The 24,417-nt window shown below is 66.1% G+C and carries 24 protein-coding genes and 3 pseudogenes; 12 read left to right on the top strand and 15 right to left on the bottom strand.

Going from position 1 to position 24,417, the window contains the following annotated elements; translation table 11 throughout:
• Window positions 1–28: 28 nt before the first annotated feature.
• The 4 genes from QM732_RS08860 to QM732_RS08875 all read left to right on the top strand — a co-directional run bounded on the left by QM732_RS08860 (window position 29) and on the right by QM732_RS08875 (window position 3,875).
• The gene (locus QM732_RS08860; protein ID WP_415655808.1) at window positions 29–757 is read left to right on the top strand and encodes a helix-turn-helix transcriptional regulator; all 729 of its coding nucleotides are present in this window, start codon (window positions 29–31) and stop codon (window positions 755–757) included.
• A 169-nt stretch (window positions 758–926) separates the two neighbouring features.
• Window positions 927–1,307 carry a hypothetical protein gene (locus tag QM732_RS08865; protein WP_415655809.1) on the top strand — a complete coding sequence of 127 codons (381 nt, stop codon included), beginning with the start codon at window positions 927–929 and terminating at the stop codon, window positions 1,305–1,307.
• A 93-nt stretch (window positions 1,308–1,400) separates the two neighbouring features.
• Window positions 1,401–2,048, top strand: a complete 648-nt coding sequence (locus QM732_RS08870) for a CatA-like O-acetyltransferase (RefSeq protein WP_415655810.1) — start codon at window positions 1,401–1,403, stop codon at window positions 2,046–2,048.
• A 105-nt stretch (window positions 2,049–2,153) separates the two neighbouring features.
• Window positions 2,154–3,875 carry a T6SS phospholipase effector Tle1-like catalytic domain-containing protein gene (locus QM732_RS08875; RefSeq protein ID WP_415655811.1) on the top strand — a complete coding sequence of 574 codons (1,722 nt, stop codon included), beginning with the start codon at window positions 2,154–2,156 and terminating at the stop codon, window positions 3,873–3,875.
• Here the strand turns inward: QM732_RS08875 and xth are convergent.
• Complete coding sequence (xth, locus tag QM732_RS08880) at window positions 3,842–4,612, bottom strand: exodeoxyribonuclease III (RefSeq protein ID WP_415655812.1); 771 nt, start codon at window positions 4,610–4,612, stop codon at window positions 3,842–3,844. The two genes, QM732_RS08875 and xth, sit on opposite strands and share 34 nt — an antisense overlap.
• 287 nt (window positions 4,613–4,899) lie before the next feature.
• On the opposite strand from xth, the pseudogene QM732_RS08885 reads away from it, so the two are divergent.
• From QM732_RS08885 to QM732_RS08905, 5 genes and pseudogenes are all read left to right on the top strand, one after another.
• Window positions 4,900–5,070, top strand: a pseudogene (locus QM732_RS08885) (transposase domain-containing protein); the annotation flags it as partial.
• Between the two features lie 378 nt (window positions 5,071–5,448).
• Window positions 5,449–5,853 (top strand): PIN domain-containing protein, encoded by a 405-nt coding sequence (locus tag QM732_RS08890; protein ID WP_415655813.1) that lies wholly within the window; start codon window positions 5,449–5,451, stop codon window positions 5,851–5,853.
• Between the two features lie 218 nt (window positions 5,854–6,071).
• Complete coding sequence (locus QM732_RS08895) at window positions 6,072–6,851, top strand: hypothetical protein (protein ID WP_415655814.1); 780 nt, start codon at window positions 6,072–6,074, stop codon at window positions 6,849–6,851.
• Between the two features lie 26 nt (window positions 6,852–6,877).
• Window positions 6,878–7,135 (top strand): hypothetical protein, encoded by a 258-nt coding sequence (locus QM732_RS08900; protein WP_415655815.1) that lies wholly within the window; start codon window positions 6,878–6,880, stop codon window positions 7,133–7,135.
• The gene (locus QM732_RS08905; RefSeq protein ID WP_415655816.1) at window positions 7,132–8,058 is read left to right on the top strand and encodes a hypothetical protein; all 927 of its coding nucleotides are present in this window, start codon (window positions 7,132–7,134) and stop codon (window positions 8,056–8,058) included. Before QM732_RS08900 ends, QM732_RS08905 begins: the two co-directional genes overlap by 4 nt.
• Before the next feature lie 240 nt (window positions 8,059–8,298).
• Here QM732_RS08905 and QM732_RS08910 read toward each other — a convergent pair.
• A pseudogene (locus QM732_RS08910) lies at window positions 8,299–8,793 on the bottom strand (transposase); the annotation flags it as partial.
• A 128-nt stretch (window positions 8,794–8,921) separates the two neighbouring features.
• Between QM732_RS08910 and istA the strand changes: the two are divergent.
• The gene (gene istA, locus QM732_RS08915) at window positions 8,922–10,415 is read left to right on the top strand and encodes an IS21 family transposase (RefSeq protein WP_415655817.1); all 1,494 of its coding nucleotides are present in this window, start codon (window positions 8,922–8,924) and stop codon (window positions 10,413–10,415) included.
• Window positions 10,412–11,200 carry an IS21-like element helper ATPase IstB gene (istB, locus tag QM732_RS08920; protein ID WP_415654705.1) on the top strand — a complete coding sequence of 263 codons (789 nt, stop codon included), beginning with the start codon at window positions 10,412–10,414 and terminating at the stop codon, window positions 11,198–11,200. Before istA ends, istB begins: the two co-directional genes overlap by 4 nt.
• A gap of 46 nt (window positions 11,201–11,246) precedes the next feature.
• Here the strand turns inward: istB and QM732_RS08925 are convergent.
• The 5 genes and pseudogenes from QM732_RS08925 to QM732_RS08945 form a co-directional block, all read right to left on the bottom strand.
• Window positions 11,247–12,221: pseudogene (locus QM732_RS08925) on the bottom strand (IS1182 family transposase); the annotation flags it as partial.
• A 661-nt stretch (window positions 12,222–12,882) separates the two neighbouring features.
• Window positions 12,883–13,506 (bottom strand): GNAT family N-acetyltransferase, encoded by a 624-nt coding sequence (locus tag QM732_RS08930; RefSeq protein ID WP_415655818.1) that lies wholly within the window; start codon window positions 13,504–13,506, stop codon window positions 12,883–12,885.
• Window positions 13,507–13,688: 182 nt separating this feature from the next.
• Entirely contained in the window at window positions 13,689–14,888 is a 1,200-nt protein-coding gene (locus QM732_RS08935; protein ID WP_415655819.1) for a glycosyltransferase, read from the bottom strand.
• A 22-nt stretch (window positions 14,889–14,910) separates the two neighbouring features.
• Entirely contained in the window at window positions 14,911–15,885 is a 975-nt protein-coding gene (locus QM732_RS08940) for a Bug family tripartite tricarboxylate transporter substrate binding protein (protein ID WP_415655820.1), read from the bottom strand.
• Between the two features lie 16 nt (window positions 15,886–15,901).
• A complete protein-coding gene (locus QM732_RS08945; protein WP_415655821.1) occupies window positions 15,902–16,252 on the bottom strand; it encodes a hypothetical protein in 351 nt (116 codons plus the stop codon).
• A gap of 118 nt (window positions 16,253–16,370) precedes the next feature.
• On the opposite strand from QM732_RS08945, the gene QM732_RS08950 reads away from it, so the two are divergent.
• Complete coding sequence (locus tag QM732_RS08950) at window positions 16,371–17,369, top strand: LysR family transcriptional regulator (RefSeq protein ID WP_415655822.1); 999 nt, start codon at window positions 16,371–16,373, stop codon at window positions 17,367–17,369.
• Between the two features lie 98 nt (window positions 17,370–17,467).
• Here the strand turns inward: QM732_RS08950 and QM732_RS08955 are convergent, their stop codons facing one another.
• The 8 genes from QM732_RS08955 to araH all read right to left on the bottom strand — a co-directional run bounded on the left by QM732_RS08955 (window position 17,468) and on the right by araH (window position 24,408).
• Window positions 17,468–17,782: a type II toxin-antitoxin system RelE/ParE family toxin gene (locus tag QM732_RS08955; protein ID WP_415655823.1), complete on the bottom strand. Its 315-nt coding sequence runs from the start codon at window positions 17,780–17,782 to the stop codon at window positions 17,468–17,470.
• Window positions 17,779–18,051 (bottom strand): YlcI/YnfO family protein, encoded by a 273-nt coding sequence (locus QM732_RS08960; RefSeq protein ID WP_331174198.1) that lies wholly within the window; start codon window positions 18,049–18,051, stop codon window positions 17,779–17,781. The genes QM732_RS08955 and QM732_RS08960 overlap by 4 nt, the downstream gene beginning before the upstream one ends.
• 598 nt (window positions 18,052–18,649) lie before the next feature.
• Window positions 18,650–20,071, bottom strand: coding sequence for a dihydrolipoyl dehydrogenase (locus tag QM732_RS08965; RefSeq protein WP_415655824.1), 1,422 nt, complete (start codon window positions 20,069–20,071; stop codon window positions 18,650–18,652).
• An 84-nt stretch (window positions 20,072–20,155) separates the two neighbouring features.
• The gene (locus QM732_RS08970) at window positions 20,156–20,554 is read right to left on the bottom strand and encodes a GFA family protein (protein WP_415655825.1); all 399 of its coding nucleotides are present in this window, start codon (window positions 20,552–20,554) and stop codon (window positions 20,156–20,158) included.
• 17 nt (window positions 20,555–20,571) lie between these two features.
• Window positions 20,572–21,519: a LysR substrate-binding domain-containing protein gene (locus QM732_RS08975; protein ID WP_415655826.1), complete on the bottom strand. Its 948-nt coding sequence runs from the start codon at window positions 21,517–21,519 to the stop codon at window positions 20,572–20,574.
• A 15-nt stretch (window positions 21,520–21,534) separates the two neighbouring features.
• Window positions 21,535–22,299: an SDR family oxidoreductase gene (locus tag QM732_RS08980; RefSeq protein ID WP_415655827.1), complete on the bottom strand. Its 765-nt coding sequence runs from the start codon at window positions 22,297–22,299 to the stop codon at window positions 21,535–21,537.
• On the bottom strand, window positions 22,296–23,468 hold the full coding sequence (locus QM732_RS08985) for a glycosyl hydrolase 53 family protein (protein ID WP_415655828.1): 1,173 nt from the start codon (window positions 23,466–23,468) through the stop codon (window positions 22,296–22,298). The genes QM732_RS08980 and QM732_RS08985 overlap by 4 nt, the downstream gene beginning before the upstream one ends.
• The gene (gene araH, locus QM732_RS08990) at window positions 23,461–24,408 is read right to left on the bottom strand and encodes an L-arabinose ABC transporter permease AraH (RefSeq protein WP_415659354.1); all 948 of its coding nucleotides are present in this window, start codon (window positions 24,406–24,408) and stop codon (window positions 23,461–23,463) included. Before araH ends, QM732_RS08985 begins: the two co-directional genes overlap by 8 nt.
• Between the last annotated feature and the right edge of the window lie 9 nt (window positions 24,409–24,417).

A 24,417-nucleotide genomic window follows, 5' to 3' on the forward strand; every position in this document is an offset into this window, starting at 1 on the left:
GCGGAACAAGCTGGCAGACTTGGCAGGTATGGGCAAGCCCGAAATGAACTACCAGCAACTCATCGATGTCGGGCTGAGCGAAGACTTCGAGAGCTTCGAGCGCCGTCTCGTCGCGACGGCCCAGGCCATGGGCTTTCCGATCATCTCGGGCGTACTGATGCGCGGTCTGCTGCAGGACACGAACGTGCAGATCACGTCGTTGGGCAATACGCCGGACGCCTATGTACAGGCTGCCAAGGACCTCAGCGACACGCGCCGGGATCCCGTCATGACGAGTCTGATGACGCAGTCAGTCCCCGTTCTTTACAACCAGCAGACTTACGTCGCTGCTGGTGTGGGCGAGCTGTGGGAGATGCAGGCCCCGTATGGATACAAGACCGGCATCGCGGTCAAGCTGCATCTGCCTGGCGACAAGCATTTCTTGCTCGGCGTGGATCGTGAAGAAGCCTTGCCCGACCCTGGCGCACAGTTGATGCAGATGGTTGGCGGGCTGCAACTGCTCGCAGCCCATGCACTCACTGCAGCAGACCGGCTGCTGAGCCCCAAGCTCAACAAGGACGATCTGCCGAAGCTGACCAAGCGAGAACTGGACGTGCTGAGCTGGACAGCCCAAGGCAAGACGGCCTGGGAGGTCAGCGTCATCCTGAGCATGAGCGAGAAGACCGTGAACTTCCATCTAGGCAATGCGATGCGCAAGCTGGAAGTCACGTCCAAACACCAGGCGGTGCTCAAATGTGTGGCAGCGGGCGTGCTGTAGGCGCAGAAACCTGGAAGACTTGCTAGGTTTCTAGGGGGGTGAAAACAGGGACAGTCCGGGTAAGCGAATTTCTTGCCCATCCCACAGGAGCCTTCATGTACCTCATCGACCTGATCTGCGAAGTCCTCGGCCTGCCCCGTCTCGGCGGCTGACCAGCAAGACAGCCTCATTGGCCGAGATGTACGCGGCGATGACGGATTGCGAAGGTGACCAGCTCCAGATCACGAGCTCCGCACCGACGCTCCATCACTCAAAGCCCCACGCTTCGGCCCCGACCCCGACTGCAGTGCTCATCAGCGCAGGCATCGTGTCCATTTCCGCTGAAACCTACGCCCGACTGTTGAGCCTCGCCGATCAGGCGCCGCTCGAATGCCTGACGTTGACGCCGCGCACGCTCGCGCGAGCGAAGACGCTGGGCTACAACCGGATCGGCCAGATCCGCGGCACGCCGACGAACCGGCTGCTGGCCGACCTGGGCGAGGAACGTGCGGACGAGCTCAAGCGAGCTCTCTACGACTTCGGCATGCGCCAGCAGCCCGGCATCGATTGATGTCCTGAGTCAACGCTTTCATTTCCGCAAGCCCGGGTCGCACTAGCGGCCCGGGCTTTTTTCCGGACGCACAGCCGTGCGAGCATGCGCTCCATGCAAGATCGCGACATTCCCCTGGACGCCTGGCCGCGCCGCGCCGCGCTGGAGCATTTCCGCCGCATGGCCCAACCGGCTTTCAGTGTCACCGTGCCGGTGGACGTGAGTGGCCTGCGCGAGCGGGCCGCCCGCCATGGGGCCACTCCCTGGCTGGCCTACCACCACGCGGCGCTGGAAGCGGCCAACGGCATCGAGGCCATGCACCAGACCCTCGCTGCCGACGGTGGCGGCGTGCGGGAGTTCGCCGTCATCCACGCCAGCACGACGGTACTGCGCGATGACGGCAGCTTCGGCTTCGTCACATTGCCGCGCGAGCCCTCGCTGGCCGAGTTCGCCGCGCGCGCCAAGCCGAACGTCGAGCGCGTGCGCCGCGCCAGCGGCGACCTTTTCGCTGCCGACGACCCGGGGGATGTGCGCGAGGAGACGCTGGTCCACATGACGGCCTTGCCATGGCTGGCCTTCACGGCCTTCACGCATGCGCGCGGCCTGGGCGACGACCGCCCCAAGGTGGCGTTCGGCCGCTTCACCGAGCAGGGCGGCAGGCTGCTGATGCCGGTCGCCGTCGACGTTCACCACGCGCTTTGCGACGGCGTGCACGTGGGACGCTTCTTCGAACGGCTGCAGGCACGGCTGGACGCCATCTAGCCGCGGAACCCGGGAGTCGCCATCCTCCGTCCTTCTGGGGATGGCGGGCGGGCCGGCCGATGCAAGACTGCCCGCATCCCAGCCCCTTCCCGGAAGGCGCCCCTCATGAACCCACCGCGTCAGCTGGTGCTGCTGTGCGACGGCACCAACAACAACCTCAGCGGCCGCCATTCAGACACCCACGTGGTGCTGCTGGCGGAGCTGCTGCGGCTCTATCCGGCCCCCAACCGGCTCGTCTACTACGACCCGGGCGTCGGCAACCCGGGCCAGTTGCCGGGCACGACCTTCGCGGACAAGGCGCGCCGTGCACTTGACCGTGTCGACGGGCTGGCCTTCGGACGCGGCCTGTACGACAACGTCGCCGAGGGCTACCAGTTCCTGATGACGCATTGGGAGCCAGGCGACGAGATCTTCGTGTTCGGCTTCTCGCGCGGCGCCTTCACGGCGCGCTCCATCGCCGGCCTCGTCAACGCCTTCGGCATCATTGAGAGCCAGCAGGACACGCTGGTATCCAGCCTCGTCGCCACGTACTTCTCGCGGCAGTCGCCGGAACGCAAGGCCATCGCCGAACAGGCCGCGCGCCTGTTCGGCCAGGGCAGCCGGCCGGCCGAGTGGCCGGTGGTGCACTTCGTCGGAGTCTGGGATACGGTGGCCAGCGTCGGCCTGCCACCCTTCGGCCTGAAGATCACGGCCAAGCCGGACCTCGCGGGGAAGCACTTCCGGCACGTGCGCCAGGCCCTTGCGCTGGACGAGCAACGGGCGCAGTTCCTGCCACGCGCCTACGCGCAGAACGACGGCTCGTTCTCGATGGCGAACCACCAACCCGGCGACATCAAGCAATGCTGGTTCCGGGGCTCGCATTGCGATGTCGGTGGCGGCAACGTCTACCCCTACAGCGAGATGTCCCGTGCGCCGTTCGCCTGGCTGGTGGCAGAGGCCCTGCAGTGCGGGCTGAGCATGCCGGCACCGGCAGGACAGCCGCCGATCGTCAGCGAGGCCGACGTCTTCCATGTGATGCCGCAGCTGGACCCGCCGACGCCGGCGCGCCTGGCCGCCCGCATCAACAGCGAAACCTACGTCACGCCGCTTTGGGCACTGACCGGCCTCAAGGTGCGAGACACCGCCCACGCAGTGGTCGACGGCGAGCAGGCGGTGCCGGTGAGGATGCAGGCACACCCAACAGTCGCGCTGTGGAAGCACGCCTTCCCCGAAGCCACGGCCTGGTCGGAACGCCGCGGCCCGGGTGCCTGGGCCAAGCTGCTGCTGGCGCTGGCGACGATGGCCGCACTGGTGCTGCTGATGGGCTGGGCACTGCTCGAACCTCGCGGGCTGCTGCCGTCGACGGAGCGGGTGCGCGAGATCCTGGACGCCAACCGGAGCTTCCAGTCCTGGCAGTTGAGCCTGGCATCCATGGGCGAATGGGCGCTGCAGGCGACGCGCTTTGCGCGGCCAGGCCATGCGCTGTTCCTGGACACGGTGCTGATCGCGGCGTATGCCTGGGTGCTGTCCTTCTGGGTCTGCCGCGCCTTCGCGCGCCATGCCAACCTGATCGACGTCGGCATGACCCCGCCGGGCTGGCTCAACCGCGCCGGCTGGGCCCTACCCATCGCGGTCGGTGCCGACCTGGTCGAGAACGCCGCCTCGTGGGTGGCGCTCATGGCCATTGACGGGGGCAACGCCGAATGGTGGGCCTGGGGGCCGCGTGTGGCGCTGTTCTGCGCCAGTGCCGTCAAATGGGGCGCGCTGGCGAGCGTGGCGGGCCTGATCCTGTCGTCGTTCCTGCGCCGGCGGCTTCAGCCGTCGATGGTAACGATCACGGGCGCGTGATCGCTGGGGCGCTCGTTCTTGCGCGGCAGCTTGTCGATCTCGCAGGCCGTCACGCGGCCCTTCAATGCCGCACTGACGAGGATGTGGTCGATGCGCAAGCCCTGGTTCTTGCGGAAGGCCAGGTTGCGGTAGTCCCACCAGCTCCAGCTCTTGGGCGGCTGCTCGAAAAGGCGGAAGGCGTCAGTCAGGCCCAACTGGATGAGCTGCTGGAAATGCTCGCGCTCCTCGGGCGTGCAATGGATCTGGCCGGCCCAGGCAACGGGGTCGTAGACATCCCTGTCTTCGGGAGCAATGTTGAAGTCGCCCATCAGCACCAGTTCCTGGTGTTGCTTCATCTCCTCGGCCAGCCAGCCGCGCAGGCCGTTGAGCCAGTTCATCTTGTAGACGAACTTCTCGCTGTCCGGTGCCTGGCCATTGGGGAAGTAGCCGCCGATGACGCGCACGCCGCCCACCGTGCCGGCGATGACGCGGGCCTGCTCGTCGGCAAAGCCGGTGATGTTCTTGACGATGTCCGTTGCCGGTTCGCGGCTGATCAACGCGACGCCGTTATAGGTCTTCTGGCCGAACCACTGCACCTGCCAGCCGGCGGCACCGATCTCTGCAGTGGGGAACTTGTCGTCGGTGAGCTTGGTCTCCTGCAGCACCAGTGCGTCGACGGGATGGGCGGCCAGCCAGTCCAGCACCTGGGGTAGACGGATGGACAGGGAATTGACGTTCCAGGTGGCGAATTTCTTCATTCTTCTAACCCATTGATTTAATTGACAAATTTGACGTCAATTTCTTCTGATTCTCTCGTAGCTACCTGTCTGCCTTCCAGCATTCTGGGCGCTGGAACGGTGACTTCCCTGGTAGCTAGCTCTTGACTTCCCATCGTATCCATTCATTGGCTCAGCCCTGTCAGCCACGGCAATTCGTGGGTAGCGTCAAGGTGCGTGACAAGGCGGAGTTGACAGCTCGTGATGCGCCGACCGCAAGCACGGCCAGCGCCATGTGCGCACTCGGAATCAAGGATTTAGCGCCTTGAGCATTGCGGGCAGGCAAGCGCGCCGCGGCCATCATGAGCCTGCTGCACTCGACACGCATCAACGGGCACGATCCCTACGCCTACTTCAAGGATGCGCTGGATCGGCTGCCCACCCACCCGGCCAGCCGCATCGACGAGCTGCTGCCGCATCGCTGGCCACCATTGCCCTGAGATCCGGTAGCAGCCAGCCTATTGACAGACACAAACCCTCTGGACGCCCCTTCCGGAAGTATCACGGGCGGCTAGGTCCGGGTCGGGCTTCCATGAACCTTGCCGCGGCAAGCATTGCTGCACGCATGCAGCTTGTTGTGCCTCGTCGGAAGGTCTCAGGGCGATCATGAGCACGGCAAAGGCAACAACCAAGGCTGCCAGCAACCACCGTTGCAGCGCCGAAGCCTTCAGCCCACCGGACAAGGCACTTCTCCCATAGCGAGACAGTATGGCCGATGGATCCGCTCCAGCGCATTGGCTACTTGTTGGTCAAGGATGTTCAAGGCCCCGAAGGGCAAGCACGTCAGCGTCGAAGACATGAACCCCTGGCGTTGAGCGATGCCGGCGCTCGACACCAACGTCCTGGTGCGGTATCTCGTCGGGGATAACGCGGCCCAGCTCGCGGCGGCGAGGCGGCTCATCAGGCGCTGTGTGGGCGAAGGCGTGACGCTGTTCGTGCCCGTCACCGTAGTCCTTGAGCTCGAGTGGGTCTTGCGGTCCAACTTCGGCTTTGTGAAGGACGACGTACTCCTGACGCTGTCCAGTCTTTTCTCGGCAGCCGAGCTCACTTTCGAGTCGGAGCGTGCGCTCGAGGTCGCGCTGCAGCTTTTCCGCGAGGGCTCGGCCGACTTCGCTGACTGTCTGCACGTCGCCTTGGCCACCCAGGCAGGCGAGCAGCCGCTGTGGACCTTCGACAAAGGCGCCGCCAAGGTGAGCGGTGCACAGTTGCTGGCGAAAGCATGAACTCTGTCGAACGAGCGAAACCACAGTACCCCCAGCGCCCGTGCTGACGCTCGCGTCGGACCGGTTATGGCCGAGTTCGGGGTGATCTTGGTTTCGAAGCCAAAACTGACGCTTCAAACTTGGTGCAGACCCTGGATTCACATCTCGTTGCCACGTTTGTGCCAATCATCAACCCACCTCTTGATAGGTTGCGACTGAATCGATAAAGTTGCAACGCAATGGCAGGTCGCAACTTCACTGACGACGGATTGGTTTCACTGCATTGGGAGAACCCGGCCGGCCCGGATGTCCTTGCTGAGATCCGGCGCACAAGCACAGCACGGGACGTCCGCGAGGGGCTGCTTGCTCTCGCCTATGCGCTCGACAGCGCTGCCCGGCCGGCAACTGGCCTATGCGTGGTCGTGGACAGCCGCCTGTCCACGCCTCGCCTGGAGGCTGAGCTGAACCGCTTCCGCACCATTGTGCGCCCCGAGGTTGCCCATCGCATCCATCTGGTCGCCGCCAAGACGGGCCAGATCTTCCACCTGAGCGGCAACGCCCCCGAGTTCCCGCAGCCGTTCTTGCGCGCGCTCGACAGGGCCGTGCAGGATGAGGGCATGGGCAACGCGTCCACCCGCGTCACCCGCCAGCAGGTCAAGGCGACTCTCGTCGAGCGCGCTTTGTGCGGCTTGCCGCCGATAACGCTTGCAGAACTGCGCCGGCACACAGGTGCCAGCTACCAGACGGCCTCGGCCGCACTGACCGAGCTGCACCAACTCAACATCGTCGCCGGCGAGCGCGACGGTCCGATCGACTTGTGGCTACAACCGAGGGTATTGCTCAAGCTGGCCGACGAGCACGCGGCTGCCCGCAAGGAGCTTCGCTACGTTGACCCATCAGGTCTCGCACGCGTGCCCAGCGCTATGGCCGACCGCCTCCTGTCACTGCGAAGCAAGGGCGTCGCGGGGAAGACGGCCATCTCCGGAGTGCTGGGTGCGCTGCGCTTTTCCCCGACCTGAACGTCACGGCTGCGCCGCGGCTGGACTTGAGCGTCTATGACGGTGACTTCCGGTTCGTACCCAAGCTGGATGCGGGCCTGGTGGATGCGGACGCCGCCAAACGCCAGCCTCTGCTCGTGCTGCATCTGCAGCGTGACTGTCGGCCGCCAGAGAGCGTTGCACGTGAGCCCGAACTGGCCGCACGGCTGGACTGCCTGGCCGACCTGGAACAACTCGGTCTACAGGCAGAGGCTGAGGAGTTCGCGCACCAGCTGTGTGAAGCCGCAAGAAGGAAAGCACCATGAAATTGGATGCAACGCTCTCACCGGCGGAGGTTCTGGCCCAGGTGGCCCAAGCGCTTCCAGCTGATGTTCGGGCCGACGTCATCATCATCGGCAGCCTCGCGGCCGGGTACCACTTTTTCGCCGGCGACGGTGCCCGCGCAATCCGCACGAAGGATGTGGACTGCCTGTTTTCCCCGCACTCGAAGGCGGTGGCTGCGGTGACGGAAGTGACCGACCAGCTCATCCGGGCGGACTGGAAGCTGCGCGAGAGCCAGAGCTGGAGCCGACCGGGCACAAAGGATGATCCAGAAGACGGCCTGCCGATGGTACGGCTTCGCCCGCCTGGTGAGACCGCAAGCCCCTGGTTCCTGGAACTGCTGTCGGCTCCGCCGGCGTTCAATCCGGATGCGCAGGGCAAGAAACTGCGTCGTGTGGAAACCAGCATCGGCCACTTTGCGATCTGCAGCTTCGACTTTCTTGCGCTGGCGGAATGGGAGCCACTGGAAACGGTGTGCGGCCTGCGCATTGCGCGGCCAGAGATGATGGCGCTGGCCAACCTGCTTCATCACCCGGAGATCGCAGACACCCTGATCGCGGGCACCGATTACAAGCGCTCGAACAAGGATCTCGGGCTTGTGCTTGCTCTGGCCTACCTCACCACCGAGCGCGACCGCCGCGACGGCACCGAAGAGTTGGAAGCCTGGGCCGGCCGGATGTGGCGCGCGTTGCAAGACAAGTTCGGGAGCCAGGCTGCTGGTCTGGCGAACCGGGCCGGTGCCGGCCTGCGCGCGCTGCTGGCCAGCCAGACGGATCTCAAACAGGCGCTGCGTATTACCAACCTGGGCCTGCTGGCGTCGATGGACGTGTCGGTGGAAGCATTCAGCGCAACGGGCCGGCGTTTCTTGTCCGAAGTGATCGACGATTTAGAAAAGCTGGCTCAATGAGTGAAGCCGGCCGCGCAAGGTTTCGTTTGTCGACCAAGCTGCTGACCATGACCTCAAACGGCTGACCTCTTCGCAGCGAGGCTGTGTGAGAACGCACCGGATGCTCGTTCGCGATCAGAAGGCGCCCTTGATCCTGAGTGCTTGGCCTCTCATCCGGACTGATCGTGCTCATCGGCGTTGCGAGCGCCATGGTGCATCTTCGAGGCCGTAGGTCCGGGCTACGGATCTGTAAAGGGGCGTCTACGCCCCCAGCAGTCGCATCGCCTTCTTGGTCCGCCCGAAGCCGAGGATGCTGAGGACGCGTTTGAAGTTGTACGCCAGCACGCTCAAACTCATCTCGGTCGCCACGTTCTTCATTCCTCGCATCAGGAGGTGTGTCCAGCCCATCCAATGCTTGAGGGTGCCGAAGACGTGCTCGATGGTGCTCTTGCGTACCGTCATGGCGCTGGGCATCCGGTCCAGCCGTTGCTGCACCTTGTCCATGACCTCCTCGTGCTCCCACCGCCTGATGCGTCGGTAATCGCTTGTCGTGAACCGTGCCTTCATCGGGCAAGCAGGACAGGCGCTTGACCAGTAGATGCGGATCTGCAGGCTGGCCTCTTCGCGGCTGAAGCGATGAATCGCACGCTGCCCGGCCGGGCATTGGTACTCGTCGGCGCGAGCGATGTAGATGAAGTCTGTCTTGTCGAACCGACCTTCAGCTCTGGCATTGGACGTCATGGGCTTGGGAACCAGCACGGTGGCGGCGGACAATTATCTTGAGCGCTCAGCGACAACTATCGTGAGCGGTTGACGCAGGCCGCCGGGGAGCGTTTTGCGGGTGGGTTCCTACAGTGGTTGGCTTCCAGAGGGAGGCAGCCACGGTGCCCGGCAAACGCATAACGGACCTGCAAGTGAGCAAGTACAAGGAACTGAGGGGCAAGCACAGCCAGGAGGCTGCTGCAGCCAAGACGGGCATCAGCGTGGCCAGCGCGCGGCGGCTGGAATCGGCGACGACATTGCCATCACAACGCCCACCGCGACACTGGCGCACCCGCGCCGACCCGCTGGCCGAGGTGTGGGCCAGTGAGGTGGTGCCCATGCTGGAAGGCGCACCGTCGTTGATGGCCGTCACCGTGCTGGAGGAGTTGCAGCGCCGCCACCCCGAGCGGTTCGCCGATGGAGTGCTGCGCACGCTGCAGCGGCGCGTGAGCCAGTGGCGCGCCGAGCACGGCGGCGAGCGCGAGTTGTTCTTCGCGCAGGAGCATCCGCCGGGCCGGCTGGGGCTGTCGGACTTCACTGTGGCCGACGATCTGGACGTCAGTCTGGGGGGGCTGGCCTTCCCACACCGGCTGTACCAGTTCGCGCTGGCCCACAGCGGCTGGCGCCATGCGAGGGTGGTCCTGGGCGGTGAGAGCTTCCAGAGCCTGGCTGCAGGGCTACAAGACGCGCTATGGATGGCCGGTGGCGTCCCGCAGGAACACCGCACCGACAGCCTGTCGGCGGCCTTCAACAACCTGGCCGAGCGCGAAGAGCTGACGCGGCGTTACCAGGCCCTGTGCAAGCACTATGGCATGCGGCCCACGCGCAATAACACCGGCGTGAGCCACGAGAACGGCTCCATTGAAGCGCGCCAAGGCAGCCTCAAGCGCGGACTGGACCAGGCTCTGCTGCTGCGTGGCAGCCGCGAGTTCGATGACCTGCCGGCCTATGAGCAGTTCGTGGCGGAGACCGTGCGCCGGCTCAACGCGCGCTGCGCGCGCGCATGGGAAGTCGAGCGCACCAGCCTTCAACCGCTGCCGACTCGGCGCACGTCCGACTTCGAGGAGATGGATGCGCGCGTTAGCAAGTTCGGCGTGTTCAGCGCCAAGAGCGTGCTCTACAGCGTGCCGTCGCGCCTGGCCGGTCAACGGTTGAAGGTGAGGCTGCACAGCACCTATCTGGACGCCTGGCTGGGCGGAGTGAAGGTCTTCGAGTGCGAGCGGCTGCATGCCAGCACGGCCGATCGCCACCCCAAGCGCATTGACTGGCGTCACATGCTGCCCAACTTGAAGCGCAAGCCCGGCGCCTTCGCGCGTTGGGTGTTGCGCGATGCGATGTTCCCGCGCAGCGAGTACGCCCTGGCCTGGGAGCACATTAGCCAGGCGTTGCCCGAGCGGGCGGCCTGCCGCTTGATGGTGGACCTGCTGGACCTGGCCGACCGAGCCAACGTGGTGGCAGAGCTGGCCATCGAACTCGCTCGCTTGCTGGATGGCGCCGAGCTCCCCGACATCGATGTGCTCAGGGACAGGTTCGCGCCACGACCGGCTGCGATGCCTCAGGTGGTCGTGGTGCTGCCGTCAGCGGCGGTCTACGACGAACTGCTGGAGGCCGCATGAGTGCCGACACCAATGCATCGGGGGCAGCGGTGCCACTGATGCTCACCGAGCTGCGCCTGCCGACCATCAAGCGCTTGTGGGCCGATGTGGCCGCGCAGTCCAACCGCGAGGGCTGGCCGGCCGAGCGGCTGCTGCACACGCTGCTGGGCCATGAGATGGCCGAGCGCGAGACGCGGCGCCTGGCCCGTGCACGGGTCGACAGCCAGCTGCCGCCGGGCAAGAGCCTGGCCGACTTCGACTTCGCTGCGGTGCCGGCCGTCTCCAAGGCCCATGTGATGGCGCTGGCCGAGGCCGACAGCTGGATTGCGCAGGGCCACAACTTGCTGGCCTTCGGCCCGCCGGGCACCGGCAAGACGCATCTCGTGGCGGCCATCGGCCACGCGCTGATCGACCGTGGGCTGAAGGTGCTGTTCGTGCGCACCAGCGAGCTGGTGCAGCGCCTGCAGGCAGCCCGGCGCGACCTGCGCCTGCCGGCGGAGTTGTCCAAGCTCGACCGGTTCGACTTGATCATCTTGGACGACCTCAGCTATGCACGGCGCGACCAGGCCGAGACCTCGGTGCTGTTCGAGCTGATCGCCGAGCGGTACGAGCGCAAGAGCCTGGCCATCACGGCCAACGCACCGTTCTCGGCGTGGGATGAGGTCTTCCCGGACAAAGCCATGACGGTGGCTGCGGTCGACCGCCTGGTGCATCACTCGACCATCCTGGAGATGAACGTGGACAGCTACCGACGCCGCGCTGCGTTGCCGGCGCGCCGGCAACGCAGCGCACCTCCAACACCGTGATCAACACCCATCCGCACCGCTCAAGATAGTTGACGCTGGCAGCTCAGGATAGTTGACGCCGGGCAAGCACGGCCACCCCGGCATCCTCGCAAGCCTTAAGGCCTGGACCGCTGTAGTAGCCGCGGTCGGCAATGGCCTTGAGCAGGTGCTTGCCCATCGCGTCGCGTGCAGCCAGAGCGATTGCACTGAGCTGCGCCCTGTCGCTGCCGTTGTTCGTGACCTCGTGGGCAACGATCAGATGGTTCTTGGTGTCCACCGCCGTTTGTACGTTGTAGCCCACCATGGCCGTACCCTTGGCGCTGTAGGTGGTCATGGCCCGTGCATCGGGGTCCGTCCGGGAGAGTTGCCGATCCGGCAGGGTCTCCAGTTGCGCCTTGATGGCTTGCAGCTCTTGCATGCGCTGGCGCATCTTCTGGATCTTGCCTTGCAGGCGCTCGGTCTTGGCCTGCATCTCCGTGGGCTGGGTCCGATCTGCTGTCTCCAGTGCATCGAGGTAGCGCTGGATACTCTCTTCCAGCCCCCGTTCGCGACGCTCGATCTTGCCCGGCGTGTAGTTGCGCTCGCGGTTGTTGAGCGCCTTGAACTTGCTGCCGTCGATGGCCACGACAGCTTGGGTGAACAGCCTCAGCTCGCGGCACAGCAGCACGAAGCGACGGCAGACATTGCGAATGCCTTTGCCGTTGTGGCGACGGAAGTCTGCGATGGTCTTGAAGTCGGGGGCGAGCCGGCCGGTCAGCCACATCAGCTCCACGTTGCGCTGGCACTCGCGCTCCAGGCGGCGGCTGGACTGGATGCGGTTGAGGTAGCCGTACAGGTACAGCTTCAACAGCACCGACGGGTGATACGAAGGGCGCCCCGTTGCGGCTGGGCTCGCGCCGTCGAAGCCCAACGACACCAGATCCAACTCATCGATGAAGACGTCGACGATGCGAACGGTGTTGTCTTCTGCAATGAAGTCGTCCAGGCACTCTGGCAGCAGCGTGACCTGGTGCCGATCCTCTCCCTCGATAAATCGCTTCATGAAGCGGCCCGGGCTGTGGCGTTCCCACAATCTAGGCAGTGGCGCGCGCTATCCAAGGAGGGTTTTCACATGACGTTCAACGGAAGGCGTCACTCGCGTGTCTACGCTGGCAACGGCAGCCGGCAGGTTGCCGTACGCAGTAGATTCAGTGCCGCGTAGAGTGTGATGCCGCTGCTCAGACGCCAACAGAATCGTGGTTCGCAACCCCCAAGCAATTTGCATCCGATGTGGGCACTTCAAGGCTCGCGCGCTCACCCGGTGCGGCAACTGCCTGTTCGAGCCTGCCACCCCGGAGGACTCGGCACGCTCCTTGATCCTTTCGAGGCCCTTCGATGTGGCAGAGCAAGTCCTCGGGCTAACGCCCCCTGAGCTTCGAGCCGCCGCCAGACGGATCCGAGAAGGCCACGGCTATGAATTCGATCCCGTCATGCTCGCAAGAGTCATGGCACAGCACGAAGACGCAAAGGCAATCACCAAGCGCCGGCTAGTTCTTGATGCGCTGCGTTGGCTTGGCCCGCCACTGGCACTGCTTGCGCTCGTACTTTGGCTTGTCACGCACAAATGACCTGGGCCCGATCAAGGGGGCGTTTTCACACAGCCTCCAGCGGAAGCGGTCATCGACGCTGGAGCAGCTTCTGGTGTTTGGCCCGGCTTGATGTCATCAGTCGACCTTCGGAGCACCATCGTTTACGACGAACTCGCGCAGTTCCGGGAACTCCGGCGGCAGCAACTCCCGCACCGAAGAGAACGGCAACCTCTGGAATGCGCGTTCCCAGAACCTCTGCGCATGCACGTCCGCGCTAAACACGCAAATGAGCCAAGGGCTGTCCGAGGACGTAATCATCTGATGAACCACGTTGCTGGCGATGCCCAACCCGCGGTACTTGGGCAGGACATAGAGATCAGCCAGCTCTTTGATCTCTCGCTCGTGCAACCACTGAAGTCCGACGAGTAGGAATCCGACGATGTTGACGCCATGGTGGATGACGTAGCCCTCAGCGACGGCATGGGGATCGCGCAGGCGGGCCAGGAACGCCGACAACGAATTGAACCGACCTTGCGAGTCAATGTCCTCTTGTGACCAAGCCGATGATTCGAGCTCGTAAAACTGCCAGAGGTTGTCCAGCAACTGAGCGTCTGCGGCCGAGATAGGAGCGAGGGTGATCGAAGCAGGCATGGCCGGATTAGCGCATGGCCGGGGGGCCTTCAACTGGCCGCTTTCAGCCTGAAAGCGACGCCGGCTTTGCAGCGTTAGGAGCCGGTCGCCGTCGGCGGGTGTACTCACGGTAAGCGCCATTCAGCCGACACCCAGTCTCGCGACCAGCACCGCCACGGGTGGCAGCAATGCGGGGGGTCAGCTGACACAAGGCCCGCCACAGCGCGGTCTTGCACAGTGAGTGACCGGTCCTCGCATGCGCGACGGACTCGGCCCGACCCATTGGGGACATCCCGAGGCGGGAATAGCGGTCAGCCGCATCCTGGTGTTGCCGGCGCAGCAGCCTGCCAGGTCTCCAACTTGGCTGCCGCCGCAACCGGATCCGGCAGGGCGGCCATTTCCTGAGCGACGGCTGCAGCGCCGATCGCGAGCGCGCCGCTCTCCAGCAGGGCCGCCAGCGCCGACGCCACGAGTGCCGCGGTCTGACGCTCCGGGTCCATGCTGCTGCCGGCATGGGCCGACTCAATGGCACGTGCGTTGCGGAAGTGATCTGCCGCCTGCGGCAGCACCAGGTGCGGAACGCCATGTGCCGCAGCCCCGAGCATGGTGCCCGCACCACCATGCGACACCACCACGTCGCAGTGCGGCAGCAGTGCCGCTTGGTCGACGAAGCGACGCACATGCACCTGGGCGCCAAGGTCGGCCAGACATTTGGTGTCACCGTCTGCACCGATCGTGACGACCACGGACCCACCGACCCGGGCGGCAGCCCGGGCGGCGGCTACCAGTGCCGGGCTGCGGTTGAACACGGTACCGAAGGTGACGTAGATCCTCGGTCGCGGTGCCGCCGGCCCCTGCAGCGCCGCCCCCAGATCGGCGGGCGGTGCAGGCGGCGCCGTGCCCGCCGCGCGGTAGGCATTGAAGCGGAACACGCCCTTCTCCTCGGGCACAGGCAACGGCTGGAGGCTCCTGGGCGCGATGTCCAATGAGAGGTGCCTGTACAGGCCCCCATCGGCGGAGGGCTCCAGGCCGCACGCCTGCCAATACGGGCCGAAAAAGCTCATTGCATCCTCAAGATACTCGCGCGGCGGTCGCAGCCCGTAGCCATGCACCACGTTGCGCAATCCGAGTCGCCGGCAGACCAGGGGTGCGACCAGCGCTGCGGGTTCATGCACCACGAAGTCGGGGCGCCAATGACGGCCGGTCCGTTCCACGTCCTTCAGCATCGCTGGCCCAAGCACAGCGCCGAACAGCCTGGGAAAGGTGTATGCCGACAAGGTCTCGCCGGCGAACCGCGCGGCTTCGGCAAACGCTGCGCGGAATTGGCGCCGGCTGGCCTCGAAGGTCAAACCGGCAGCGAAGAGATCGAAACCCTCGCCCTCCAGCACTGGCAGCGCGTCGGGTGCGGTTGCCCAGGCCACCTCGTGTCCCCGATGATGGAGTGCCCTGGCCAGGGGCCGCAAAGGCAGCATGTGGCCCAGCCCGCCCGTGGTGCAGAAGAGAACGCGCATCGTGTCCTGGTGGTCCTGGCCTTCAGTCGGCGCTCAGCTTGTATTCGTCCACCAGGGCAGACCAGACGGCCAGTTCACGGGTGATGGTCGCAGTCAGTTCCTGCGGTGACGCGCGCTCGACGGCCAGCATGCGACGTTCGAACTCGACGCGCATGTCCGGCTTGGCCATCACCGCATCGATGTCGGCAGCAAGGCGGGCGCGCAGTGCCGCAGGCACCTTCGCCACGGTGTACAGGCCCTGCCACGTCGGTACGTCGACGTCGGCCATGCCGGCCTCGGCCATGGTAGGCACGTCGGGCAGCGCGGCGCTGCGCTCGGGCGCCAGCACGGCCAGGATGCGCAGCGCACCCGACTTGGCCTGCGGCTGCAGCAGCGACAACGGCCCGAACATCATCTGCACGCGGCCCGCCAGCAGGTCCGGCAGCGCCTGCGTGCCGCCCTTGTAGGGCACCCGCGTGAGCTGGATGCCGGCTGCCTTCATGAACTGCGCGGCGGCCAGCACCTCGCTCGGCGTGCTGGTGGCGACGTTGAGCGTACCCGGCTGCTGCCCCCCGTGTTTCACCAGCTCTGCCACCGTGCGTGCCGACACGCTCGGGTGTACGGCCAGCGCAAAGGGCACGCGCCCGACCTTGCCCAGTGGCGCGAAGTCCTGGGACCAGTCCAAGCCCGAGCCTTTCGTGAGCAGCGGCGTGGCGATCATCGAGCCCGGTGCGTAGAGCAACGTGTGACCGTCGGCGGTCGCGGCCAATGCCTCGCGGGCGGCGAGCAGGCCGTTCGCCCCCGGCTTGTTTTCCACCGTCACCACATGGCCCAGCGACGTGCCCAGCTGCTGCGCCACCTGCCGCGCGATGAAGTCGCTGGGGCCGCCGGCCGGCACCGGCACCAGCATGCGCAAGGGTCGCGTCGGAAAGCTCGCCGGGTTGGCGGTTTGCGCCGTCGATACGACGGGGCTGGCCAGGGTCGCCGCAGTGGCGATGCAGAACAGGAAGCGACGCATGTGATCCTCCGCAGAGTCAGGAGAAGGTCAAAAGGCTGGTGGTCGGCTGCAACCAGCGCAACCACACGATCGAGGCAGCGATGGCGCCGCACATCAGGGCATTGAAGGCATTGACCACCACGGCGCGGTTCATGCGTCGCCCGTTCTGTTCGTGCAGCCACAGCGCCATCGTCAGGTTGGCGCCCAGGAAGGTCAGCCAGGTGAACAGCGAGTGCTGGTCGGTATGGCCGCTGCCCTGGATGGCGACCAGGGTGGGCAGGTAGGCGACGATCCGCAGACCGTTGAAGAGCGCAAACGCGCCTGACAGCAAAGGCAGGCTGGGTGGCAGGGTTGCTGTGCTGGCGACAGAGCGCGTGCAGGTGTTCATGGGCGTGCTCCGGTGTGTCGATGGGTTCACTGTAGGAGCCCGCCTTCAGGCGCGAAAGCACTGCACGGGCACAATGCGTTTGAACCCAAAGTTAAGACGCTCGATGAATTGACCCGCGATGGACAAGCTGCGCGCCTTGCACTACTTCGTGGCCGCTGCCGAAGAAGGCAGCTTCTCGGCGGCGGCGCGGCGCTTTGACGTCAGCGTGCCGGCTGTGACCAAGCTGGTCTCGGCCCTGGAGCGGGAACTGGGCGTAAAGCTGCTCGACCGCAGCACGCAGGGGCTGGCGCTGACGGCACGGGGCGCGCAGTACCTGGAGTGCTGTACGCCACTGCTGGCGCAACTGGCAGATGCAGATCGCGCGCTGGCGACGCCCGGCGCGCGACGTGCCCGCAGCCTGGTCGTCGGCGCACCGCCACTGCTGTCGCGTGGCCTGCTGGTGCCAGCTCTGTCCGACTGGCACGAACGGCACCCGCACGTGCACATCGACTTGCGCACGATGGACTTCCTCAACCTCAAGGACACTGTGACACGCGGCGTCGACGTGCTGGTCGCTCTGGGCTGGCCCGGCAGCGTGGACCTCGTGCAGCGGCCCCTGGCACAGAGCCGATTGATCATCTGTGCGAGCCCCGCCTACTGGCGACGCCACGGCATCCCGGCCAGGCCTTCGGACTTGACGGGCCACGCCTGCACGCTGGTGCGCAGCCCGGAAGGCACCGTGCTAGACCTGTGGCGCCACACCCGCGAAGACGTGGTCGACGAAGTGGCCGTCGGCGGCTGGCTCACCTGCGCCAGCCGCGACGATGCATTGCAGGCCGTGCTGCTGGGCCAGGGCGTCGGGCGCTTCGCCGACCTGTCGGTCTGGCCCTTCGTCCGCGATGGTCTGCTGCAGCCTGTGCTGCTTGACTGGGAGAGCAGTGACTCGCCACCCTTCAGTGCGCTCATCCGGCCGGAAGCCAAGCGGGACGCCGTCGTCCAGGACTTTGTCGGCTTTCTGTACGACCTGCTGCGTCCGGTCGAGGTAACGTGTAGCGAAGCCTTCGGCGCCCGGCCGTCGGTCGTACGCCCGCGCTGGTACGCCAGTCGGCCGGGACGTGCCTCGAAGTCGGCTCAGTGAGGGTCCGGTTGCCGTGCGAAGTTCGGCGACTGGTCATGGCCGAAAGCCGGTATACATAGATCCGTGCACAGCGCTGCCTGAGCGCGGCCTGGAGGAGGTCAATGGAAGTCTTCCTCGCGCTGGTGGCGCGCGCCGATCACGAGCACCAATTCGGGCGAGCGGATGTCGAAGCGCAGGATGTAGCCGGTCTTGCCGAACGGGATGATGAGTTCGCGCAGCGTCGACCGGGCACCTACCTTGCGGTAGCTGTACGGCGTTTTCGACAGGTGGCTCAATGCAACTTGTCTGATGACTTTGATCGCTTCATCGGCCACTTCAAGTTCTTCGAGCGTTTCGGCGCAATTGAGCAGAAAGTCGTAGAGCCGTACCAGATCGTCCTCAGCGCCTTGCGTGAATTCGACGGCGTAGCTCATCCGCCAAGTTGCTTGCGGCGCTTAGCCAGCTTGGATTCGAGCTTTGCAATGACCTGGGCGGCTGGGATGGACACTCCTGTGCGTTCATACTCGGCCAGAGATGCCTCACACCGCGATGCGAAGTCGGTCTGAACGCGCCGGTATTCAACGGCGTTGCGCACCGCGCCCTCGACGAATTCAGTCAGGGTTTCGCCAGGACGCAGTACCGCATCGAGGTTTGCACGTAGCTCGCTCTCAACACGGACTTGGGGAATGACAGCGTCTTTCATGGCCAAATCGTAGTGCAACCGCACTACAAGATCAACCGCCTCTGCAAAACTTGCCGGTCCGGCCGGTTCGAAACGCTCCGAAGCTGCCGCTCGCGACCGGCAGGTTATGGCCGGTTTCGACCTGTCGGCCGGCGCCGAACCGGCCGCTGGGTCGTGGCCGCCACCAGCCGAGCGGCCGGTCTCGGAAGCACAGCAGCCGTATGCGCCGCCGCCCGTCGAATGGCGGCTACCGATCGAAGCAGCCGCTCAGACTGCCAGCCGCGAATGTCTCTGACCAGCCTGAAGCGGCCAGCATCTCCGCACTCGGCGCCAGAACATGTGGTCCGGTCGCCGGACACGCTGCCCTGCGTGACCCATCCGGACAAGGTGCTGATCAGGCGCCGGGTTCCGTGCTCAGAAGACGCTGGACCTGATGCTCAGGTCACATCGGAATATCCACCGCCTCCATCGGACGGCGCGACCACCTCGCCCTTGGCTTGGAGATCCAATGCTTGATCTGGACGTCATCCAGACGGTGAATCTACTGGCCCATCAATACCTCCCGCGAGCGTCAAAACGATTTCGCAGGTGGCAAATTTCTCCATCGCGGCATCCGATTTCAGTTGCCCACCTCGGCCGCGGTGTCGCAGTCCAGGCAGGTCTCGATGGGCGGCTGTGGCAGATGCAGGTCGCTGCTGAGCTGGCGCAGCGCCGTGCGCAAGCCCTCCTCGATGACGGGGTGGTAGAAGGGGCAGTCCAGCATCTGCTGCACCGTGTCGCCGCGCTGCACGCTCCAAGCCAGCAGATGGCCCAGGTGCTCAGCGGCAGGGCCGATCATCTCGGCGCCCAGCAGCCGGCCGCTGCTACGTTCGGCATAGACATGCAACCCGCCGCGATTGACGAGCATGACGCGGCTGCGCCCCTGGTCGGCGAAGCTGACCCGCCCTGTGTCGAAGGCTTGGCCCGCCGCGACGAGTTCGGCATGAGTGGCCCCGGCAATGGCGATCTGCGGCTCGCTGAAGACGATGGCCAACGGCGCACGACGTGGCCGGCGGTGCACGTCGGGCCATCGCGCCGCGTTGTCGCCTGCGATGCGGCCGGCATCCGCGGCCTCGTGCAGCAGCGGCCTGTCGCTGGCGACATCGCCGGCAATGAAGACCGGCCCACCACCCCACTGCCCCGTGTGGCGATCGATCAGCGGGTGGCCTCGAGCGTCGTGCGGCAGCGCCAGGGCCTCCAGCCCCAGGCCGTCGAGGTTGGGCTGGCGGCCAGCCGCGCAGAGCAGGACATCGAAGCGCTCGCCGCCAATGACGACTTCGTCGCCGTCCAGCACAGGATCCAGATCGGCAGCGCGCAGCGTCAGCGGCAGCTCGTCGGCAAACAGCTGCCGGCTCAAGGCCTGCAGTTCCGGGTCGGTCAGCGGTCCGACGCGCTCGCCGCGGGCGAACAGGCGCACGCGCACACCAAGCTTGTGCAGGGCCAGGGCCAGCTCCAGCCCGATGACACCGGCGCCGACCACTGCCAGCGATCTCGGCAGGTCGACCCAGTCGAAGACGTCGTCGTTGACCAGCAGCCTGGCGCCCAGGCGCTCGCGCCAGCCTGCCGGCACAGCCGGGTGCGAGCCGGTGGCGATGACGACGGATCTTGCCTGGATGCGCTGGCCGTCCACTTCCAGCACCCCCGGGCCGGTGAAGCGGGCGCGGCCGAAGACGCGGGTGGCCTCGGGCCAGCCATGGACGGTTTCCAGCACGAAGCCGACGAAGCGGTCGCGCTCGCTGCGCACGCGCTGCATGACGGCGCGACCATCGATGCGCGGCGGCTCAGCCTGCACGCCGAATCGATGCGACTCGCGCACGGCCTCGGCGGCCTCCGCAGCCGCAATCAGCAGCTTGCTGGGCATGCAGCCGACGCGGGCGCAGGTGGTGCCGTAATGCGCGGCCTCGATGAGTAGCACCTGGTCGGTGTGCACGCGCGCGGCGCGGTAGGCCGCCATGCCGGCGGTGCCGGCGCCGATGATGGCGACGTCGCAGGAGAGTGTCATGGGCGTCCTTCCGGGAGGCTGCGAGGGCAAGTCGCCGGAGTGTCGCAGCCGGCGCTGCTTTCGGCCGCCGCATCGGCCAGCCGGCTAGCCCAGGTCTTCGCTGCGCCTCTTGGACTCGCGATCACGCTCGTAGTGCCTGGCGAGCGTAAACGGCGGCAACCAGGATTCGCGGCGTACGGTCCATAGCTCGTAGGTAGGAGTGAGCTGGTCAGGCGCGTCCAAAGAGCCGAGGTTGAGCTCGATCTCGTCCGCACTGCGACCAAAGACGGACGAGCCGCAGCGGGGGCAGAAGTGGCGTCCGGCGTAGTCGCGCGTCTCGCCTTCGACCGCCACGGCATGCTGCGCAAAGATCGCCGAGGCATGGAACAGTGCGCCGTGGTGCTTGCGGCAATCCAGGCAGTGGCACAGGCCCACCCGGTAGGGGCGACCTGTCGCGATGAAGCGGACGTCACCGCAGAGGCAGCCGCCGGTAAATCGTTCCATGCGGTGCTCCCCTTCGGTCAGCGTGGTGGGTGGCGTGCGGCTTCCTCGCGCAGGCATTGCAGCATCAACTCGGCGCCCGGCGACAGCTGGTGGCCGCGCCGGGTGACGATGCCGTAGACATCCATGCGCAGGCCAAGATCGAAGTCCAGCACTTCCAGCAGGCCCGTGGCCAGGTACGGCCTCACCAGCTCGTCTGGTAGGGCGGAGACCATGTCGGACTGGCCCAGCAGGCTGGTGATGACGGGCAGTGACAGCGTTTCGACCGTCTGCTGGGGCTGGCCCAGTCCGGCGGACAGGAAGAGGGCGGTCAGGCGGTCGCGCAGGATGCTGCCGCTGGGCGGCAGTATCCAGCTCTGGCTGGCGAGTTCGGGCAGGCTGAGGTCATCGCGGCCGGCCAGCGGATGGCCGGCGCGCACGACCAGGCAGTGGGGCTCGTCGGTCAGCGGCTCAAAGCTGAGCTGGGCCGCAGACTCGCTGTCCAGCACGCGGCCGACGACGATGTCCAGCTCACCACTTTGCAGGTGCTGGATGAGCAGCTTGCTCGTGTCCACCGACACGGCGACGTGCACTCGCGGCTGGCGCGCCTTGAGCAGCGTGATGGCGGCAGGCAGCAGCGTGGTCGATGGCGTCAGCACGGCACCGACGGCGACGCGGCCCGACAGGCCCGACAACAGCTCCATCACCTCCTGGTGGCCGGCATCCAGCTCGGCCAGCGCCGCACCGGCGCGACGGATCATCACTTCACCGTACCAGGTCGGTGCCACGCCTCGCGGCAGGCGTTCGAAGAGCTTGACGCCAAGCGCATGCTCCAGGTCGGACAGCAGCTTGGACGCGGCCGGCTGGGTCAGGTTGGCGGCCTGGGCGGCATGCAGGATGGAGCCGTGCCGCCCCAGCTCCACCAGCAGCACGAGCTGGCGGGTCTTGAGGTGGGACCGGACGAAGCGATCCGAGCGCGGGTCGGTCATGCGAAAAGCGCGGGGCTACTCATGGTAGAGCTGGGAACGGCCGCCATCGATCAGGATGTCCGTGGCGTTGATGAAGCGGGCTTCGTCGCTGGCCAGGAACAGTGCAGTGTAGGCAACCTCGATGGGCTCGCCGATGCGCTTCGACGGCAGCAGATCAACCTGGCGCCTGGCTTCCTCGGGCTCGCTGGCGAGCCACTCGACGATGCGCTCGGAGAGGATGAGGCCGGGCGAGATGGAGTTCACGCGCACGTTCTGCGCGGCGTATTGCAACCCCAGCGCCTTGGTCATGCCGATCAGCGCATGCTTGGCAACCGGGTAGGGGAACGCATTGGGAATGATGCGGTGCCCGTGCACCGACGCGATGTTGACGATGCTGCCGCCACCGCCCGCCAGCATGCCGGGCAACACGGCACGGCTGCAGTGCAGCGCGCCTTCGAGGTCGACGGCCAAGCAGCGCTGCCACTGCGCCGACGTCATCGCCAGCGGTTCGGCGAAGACGTTCATGCCTGCGTTGTTGACAAGGACGTTGATGGGGCCGAAGCGCTCGGCCCCCTGCGCGGCCATGGCCTGCACTGCGGCCTCGTCGGCGATGTCCGCAGCGACATACATCGCCTTGTCCTCGCCGAGTTCGGCGATCAGCGCGTCGCTGGCGGCGTCGGCCTCCAGGCCGTTGAGGATGAGCCTGGCACCCTCGGCAGCGAAGAGCCGGGCGATGGCCTTGCCGATGCCCTGGCTGGCACCCGTCACCAGCGCGACCTTGCCTTGGAGGCGTGAGCTCATTGGGTGTACTGCTTCCAGATGTCGAGCACGGGCAGCGCCCGGCCCTTGAAGTCGAAGAGGGTCGTGTTGGAGACGACGTTGGGGCCCGGCTCGCCGGTACCTTCCTTCAGCGCCCACCCGACGTTGCGGTTGGCGATCATGACGGGGTCCCAGTAGAGGACGCCAAGCACGCGCGGCGTGGCCCTGCAGGCACCCAGCAGCTCGGCCATGAAGTCGCGCTGGCCCTCGGGACTGCTCATGCTGGCCGGGTAGGGGCCGTTGTGCTCCAGCTGCCCGGGCCAGCCGTCGTGGCGTTTCGGCGCGAAGTTGAAGCCGGCCTCCATGACGAGGATGTCACTGTCGTAGCGTCTGGAGACGGCCTCGCAGAAGCCGACAAGCTGCGACACGGTCCGCTTCGTCCAGAACGGGTAGTAGGACGGGCCGATGACGTCCCAGCGCACGCCCTGCTCGCGCGCATGGTCGAACCAGTCGCGGTACTTGGCTTCGTTGCCCCCGTCATCCAGGTGCAGCACGACGCGGGACGACGGGCTTGCAGCCTTCACCGCGGCATGGCCGGCCTTCAGCAGAGCACCCAGCCGCTGCCAGTTGGCACTTCGGCCCCAGGGATAGAGCAGGCCCATCTCGATCTCGTTGCCCAGCGAGACGAACTCGGGCGCGGTGCCCTGGGCCACGAGTGCCTGCACGACCTCGCGCGTGCGCTGCTCGACGAGCGCCACAAGCCTCTCGAAACGGGCAGCGTCATCGGGCAGCTCGCTCAGCTCGCGGCGCCAGGCGTGTGGCGGCGACTGGGTCCTGGAGTTGGTCCAGAAGTCGCTGTAGTGCAGCGTGAACTGGATCTGCATGCCCTGCGCCTTGGCGCGGCGCGCCAACGCCAGTGCGTCGGGCAGGTCCATCGATCCCTCGGGCCAGTACCAGCCGTCCTCGCCGGTGCCCGGACCGGTGTGGTCGTAGAGCCGGATACGGGCAATGTTGTGGCCATAGCGCCTCAGGATGGCCAGGCAGTCGCCTGGCTTGCCGTCGCGGTCCTGGTAGACGGCGCCGGCGCGCTCCATCCAGCTCAGCGCGGAGATGTCGCCACCGGCCAGGAGCGGCATGGCGGCATGCGCCGGCAGCGCGCTCGCAAGCGACGCGGCCAGCAGCGCGCGGCGCTGGATCGCCCTGTCAGGCACGGCGCTCGCCCCGGGATTTCAGCTGGTCCAGCAGCACGGCGGCAAGCAGGATGAGGCCACGCACCAGGTACTGGTAGAACGCGTCGACGTTGAGCAGGTTCATGACGTTCTCGACCGTACCCATGATGAGCACGCCGATCACGACGCCGAAGATGCGCGCCTTGCCGCCCTGAAGCGACACACCCCCCAGCACGCAAGCCGAGATGACGTCCAGCTCGAAGCCGGTGGCAGCGTTGGGCTGGCCGCTCGTGATGCGGGCCGACAGGATCAGCCCGGCCAGCGCCGTGACGACGCCCTGCAGCAGGAAGATCCAGACCCGCAGCCGTTCCACGCGCACGCCAGCCAGGCGTGCTGCCTCGGGATTGCCACCGATGGCCAACGTATTGCGGCCGAAAACGGTGTGGTTGAGCAGCACGCCAAAGACGACGAAACACAGTGCCGTCATCCAGATCGGCAGCGGCAGCCCGAAGAAGGTCGTGTCGCCAAAGGAGATGAAGCCCTCGTCGGCGATGCCCACCGCCTGCCCCTGGGAGGCGATGAAGGCCAGGCCGCGCACCATCAGCATGGTGGCCAGCGTGGCGATCAGCGCGTTGACGCGCAGGTAGGCGATCAGCACGCCGTTGCCCGCGCCGATCAGCGCGCCGGCGAGCAGGCCGCCACCGATGGCCGCGGCGACGCTGCCGGTGCGCTCCAGCACCATGGCGCCAAGCACTCCGGCGAAAGCGATGGTGGAGCCCACGCTGAGGTCGAAGTCGCGCGAGGCCAAGCAGAACATCATGGTGCAAGCCACCATGCCGATCTGCGCCACCGAGAGCAGCAGGCCCACGATGTTGGCCGAGGAAAAGAAGTTCTCGACCGAGAAGGCCAGCACGACGAAGAGCAGGGCGTAGCCCAGCGTCATGCTGTGCTCCTTGAGCAGGGCACGGGCGGGAGAGGTCATGGCGGGACG

The sequence above is a fragment of the Roseateles sp. genome (genome assembly GCF_047654805.1).
Classification (GTDB): domain Bacteria; phylum Pseudomonadota; class Gammaproteobacteria; order Burkholderiales; family Burkholderiaceae_C; genus Pelomonas.

Bases quoted from the DNA above. Each gene is read 5' to 3' on its own strand.
- QM732_RS08860 (WP_415655808.1), top strand. From the start codon at position 29: ATGGGCAAGCCCGAAATGAACTACCAGCAACTCATCGATGTCGGGCTG.
- QM732_RS08870 (WP_415655810.1), top strand. From the start codon at position 1,401: ATGCAAGATCGCGACATTCCCCTGGACGCCTGGCCGCGCCGCGCCGCG.
- QM732_RS08875 (WP_415655811.1), top strand. From the start codon at position 2,154: ATGAACCCACCGCGTCAGCTGGTGCTGCTGTGCGACGGCACCAACAAC.
- xth (WP_415655812.1), bottom strand. From the start codon at position 4,612: ATGAAGAAATTCGCCACCTGGAACGTCAATTCCCTGTCCATCCGTCTA.
- QM732_RS08890 (WP_415655813.1), top strand. From the start codon at position 5,449: ATGCCGGCGCTCGACACCAACGTCCTGGTGCGGTATCTCGTCGGGGAT.
- QM732_RS08895 (WP_415655814.1), top strand. From the start codon at position 6,072: ATGGCAGGTCGCAACTTCACTGACGACGGATTGGTTTCACTGCATTGG.
- QM732_RS08905 (WP_415655816.1), top strand. From the start codon at position 7,132: ATGAAATTGGATGCAACGCTCTCACCGGCGGAGGTTCTGGCCCAGGTG.
- istB (WP_415654705.1), top strand. From the start codon at position 10,412: ATGAGTGCCGACACCAATGCATCGGGGGCAGCGGTGCCACTGATGCTC.
- QM732_RS08935 (WP_415655819.1), bottom strand. From the start codon at position 14,888: ATGCGCGTTCTCTTCTGCACCACGGGCGGGCTGGGCCACATGCTGCCT.
- QM732_RS08940 (WP_415655820.1), bottom strand. From the start codon at position 15,885: ATGCGTCGCTTCCTGTTCTGCATCGCCACTGCGGCGACCCTGGCCAGC.
- QM732_RS08945 (WP_415655821.1), bottom strand. From the start codon at position 16,252: ATGAACACCTGCACGCGCTCTGTCGCCAGCACAGCAACCCTGCCACCC.
- QM732_RS08950 (WP_415655822.1), top strand. From the start codon at position 16,371: ATGGACAAGCTGCGCGCCTTGCACTACTTCGTGGCCGCTGCCGAAGAA.
- QM732_RS08955 (WP_415655823.1), bottom strand. From the start codon at position 17,782: ATGAGCTACGCCGTCGAATTCACGCAAGGCGCTGAGGACGATCTGGTA.
- QM732_RS08960 (WP_331174198.1), bottom strand. From the start codon at position 18,051: ATGAAAGACGCTGTCATTCCCCAAGTCCGTGTTGAGAGCGAGCTACGT.
- QM732_RS08965 (WP_415655824.1), bottom strand. From the start codon at position 20,071: ATGACACTCTCCTGCGACGTCGCCATCATCGGCGCCGGCACCGCCGGC.
- QM732_RS08970 (WP_415655825.1), bottom strand. From the start codon at position 20,554: ATGGAACGATTTACCGGCGGCTGCCTCTGCGGTGACGTCCGCTTCATC.
- QM732_RS08975 (WP_415655826.1), bottom strand. From the start codon at position 21,519: ATGACCGACCCGCGCTCGGATCGCTTCGTCCGGTCCCACCTCAAGACC.
- QM732_RS08980 (WP_415655827.1), bottom strand. From the start codon at position 22,299: ATGAGCTCACGCCTCCAAGGCAAGGTCGCGCTGGTGACGGGTGCCAGC.
- araH (WP_415659354.1), bottom strand. From the start codon at position 24,408: ATGACCTCTCCCGCCCGTGCCCTGCTCAAGGAGCACAGCATGACGCTG.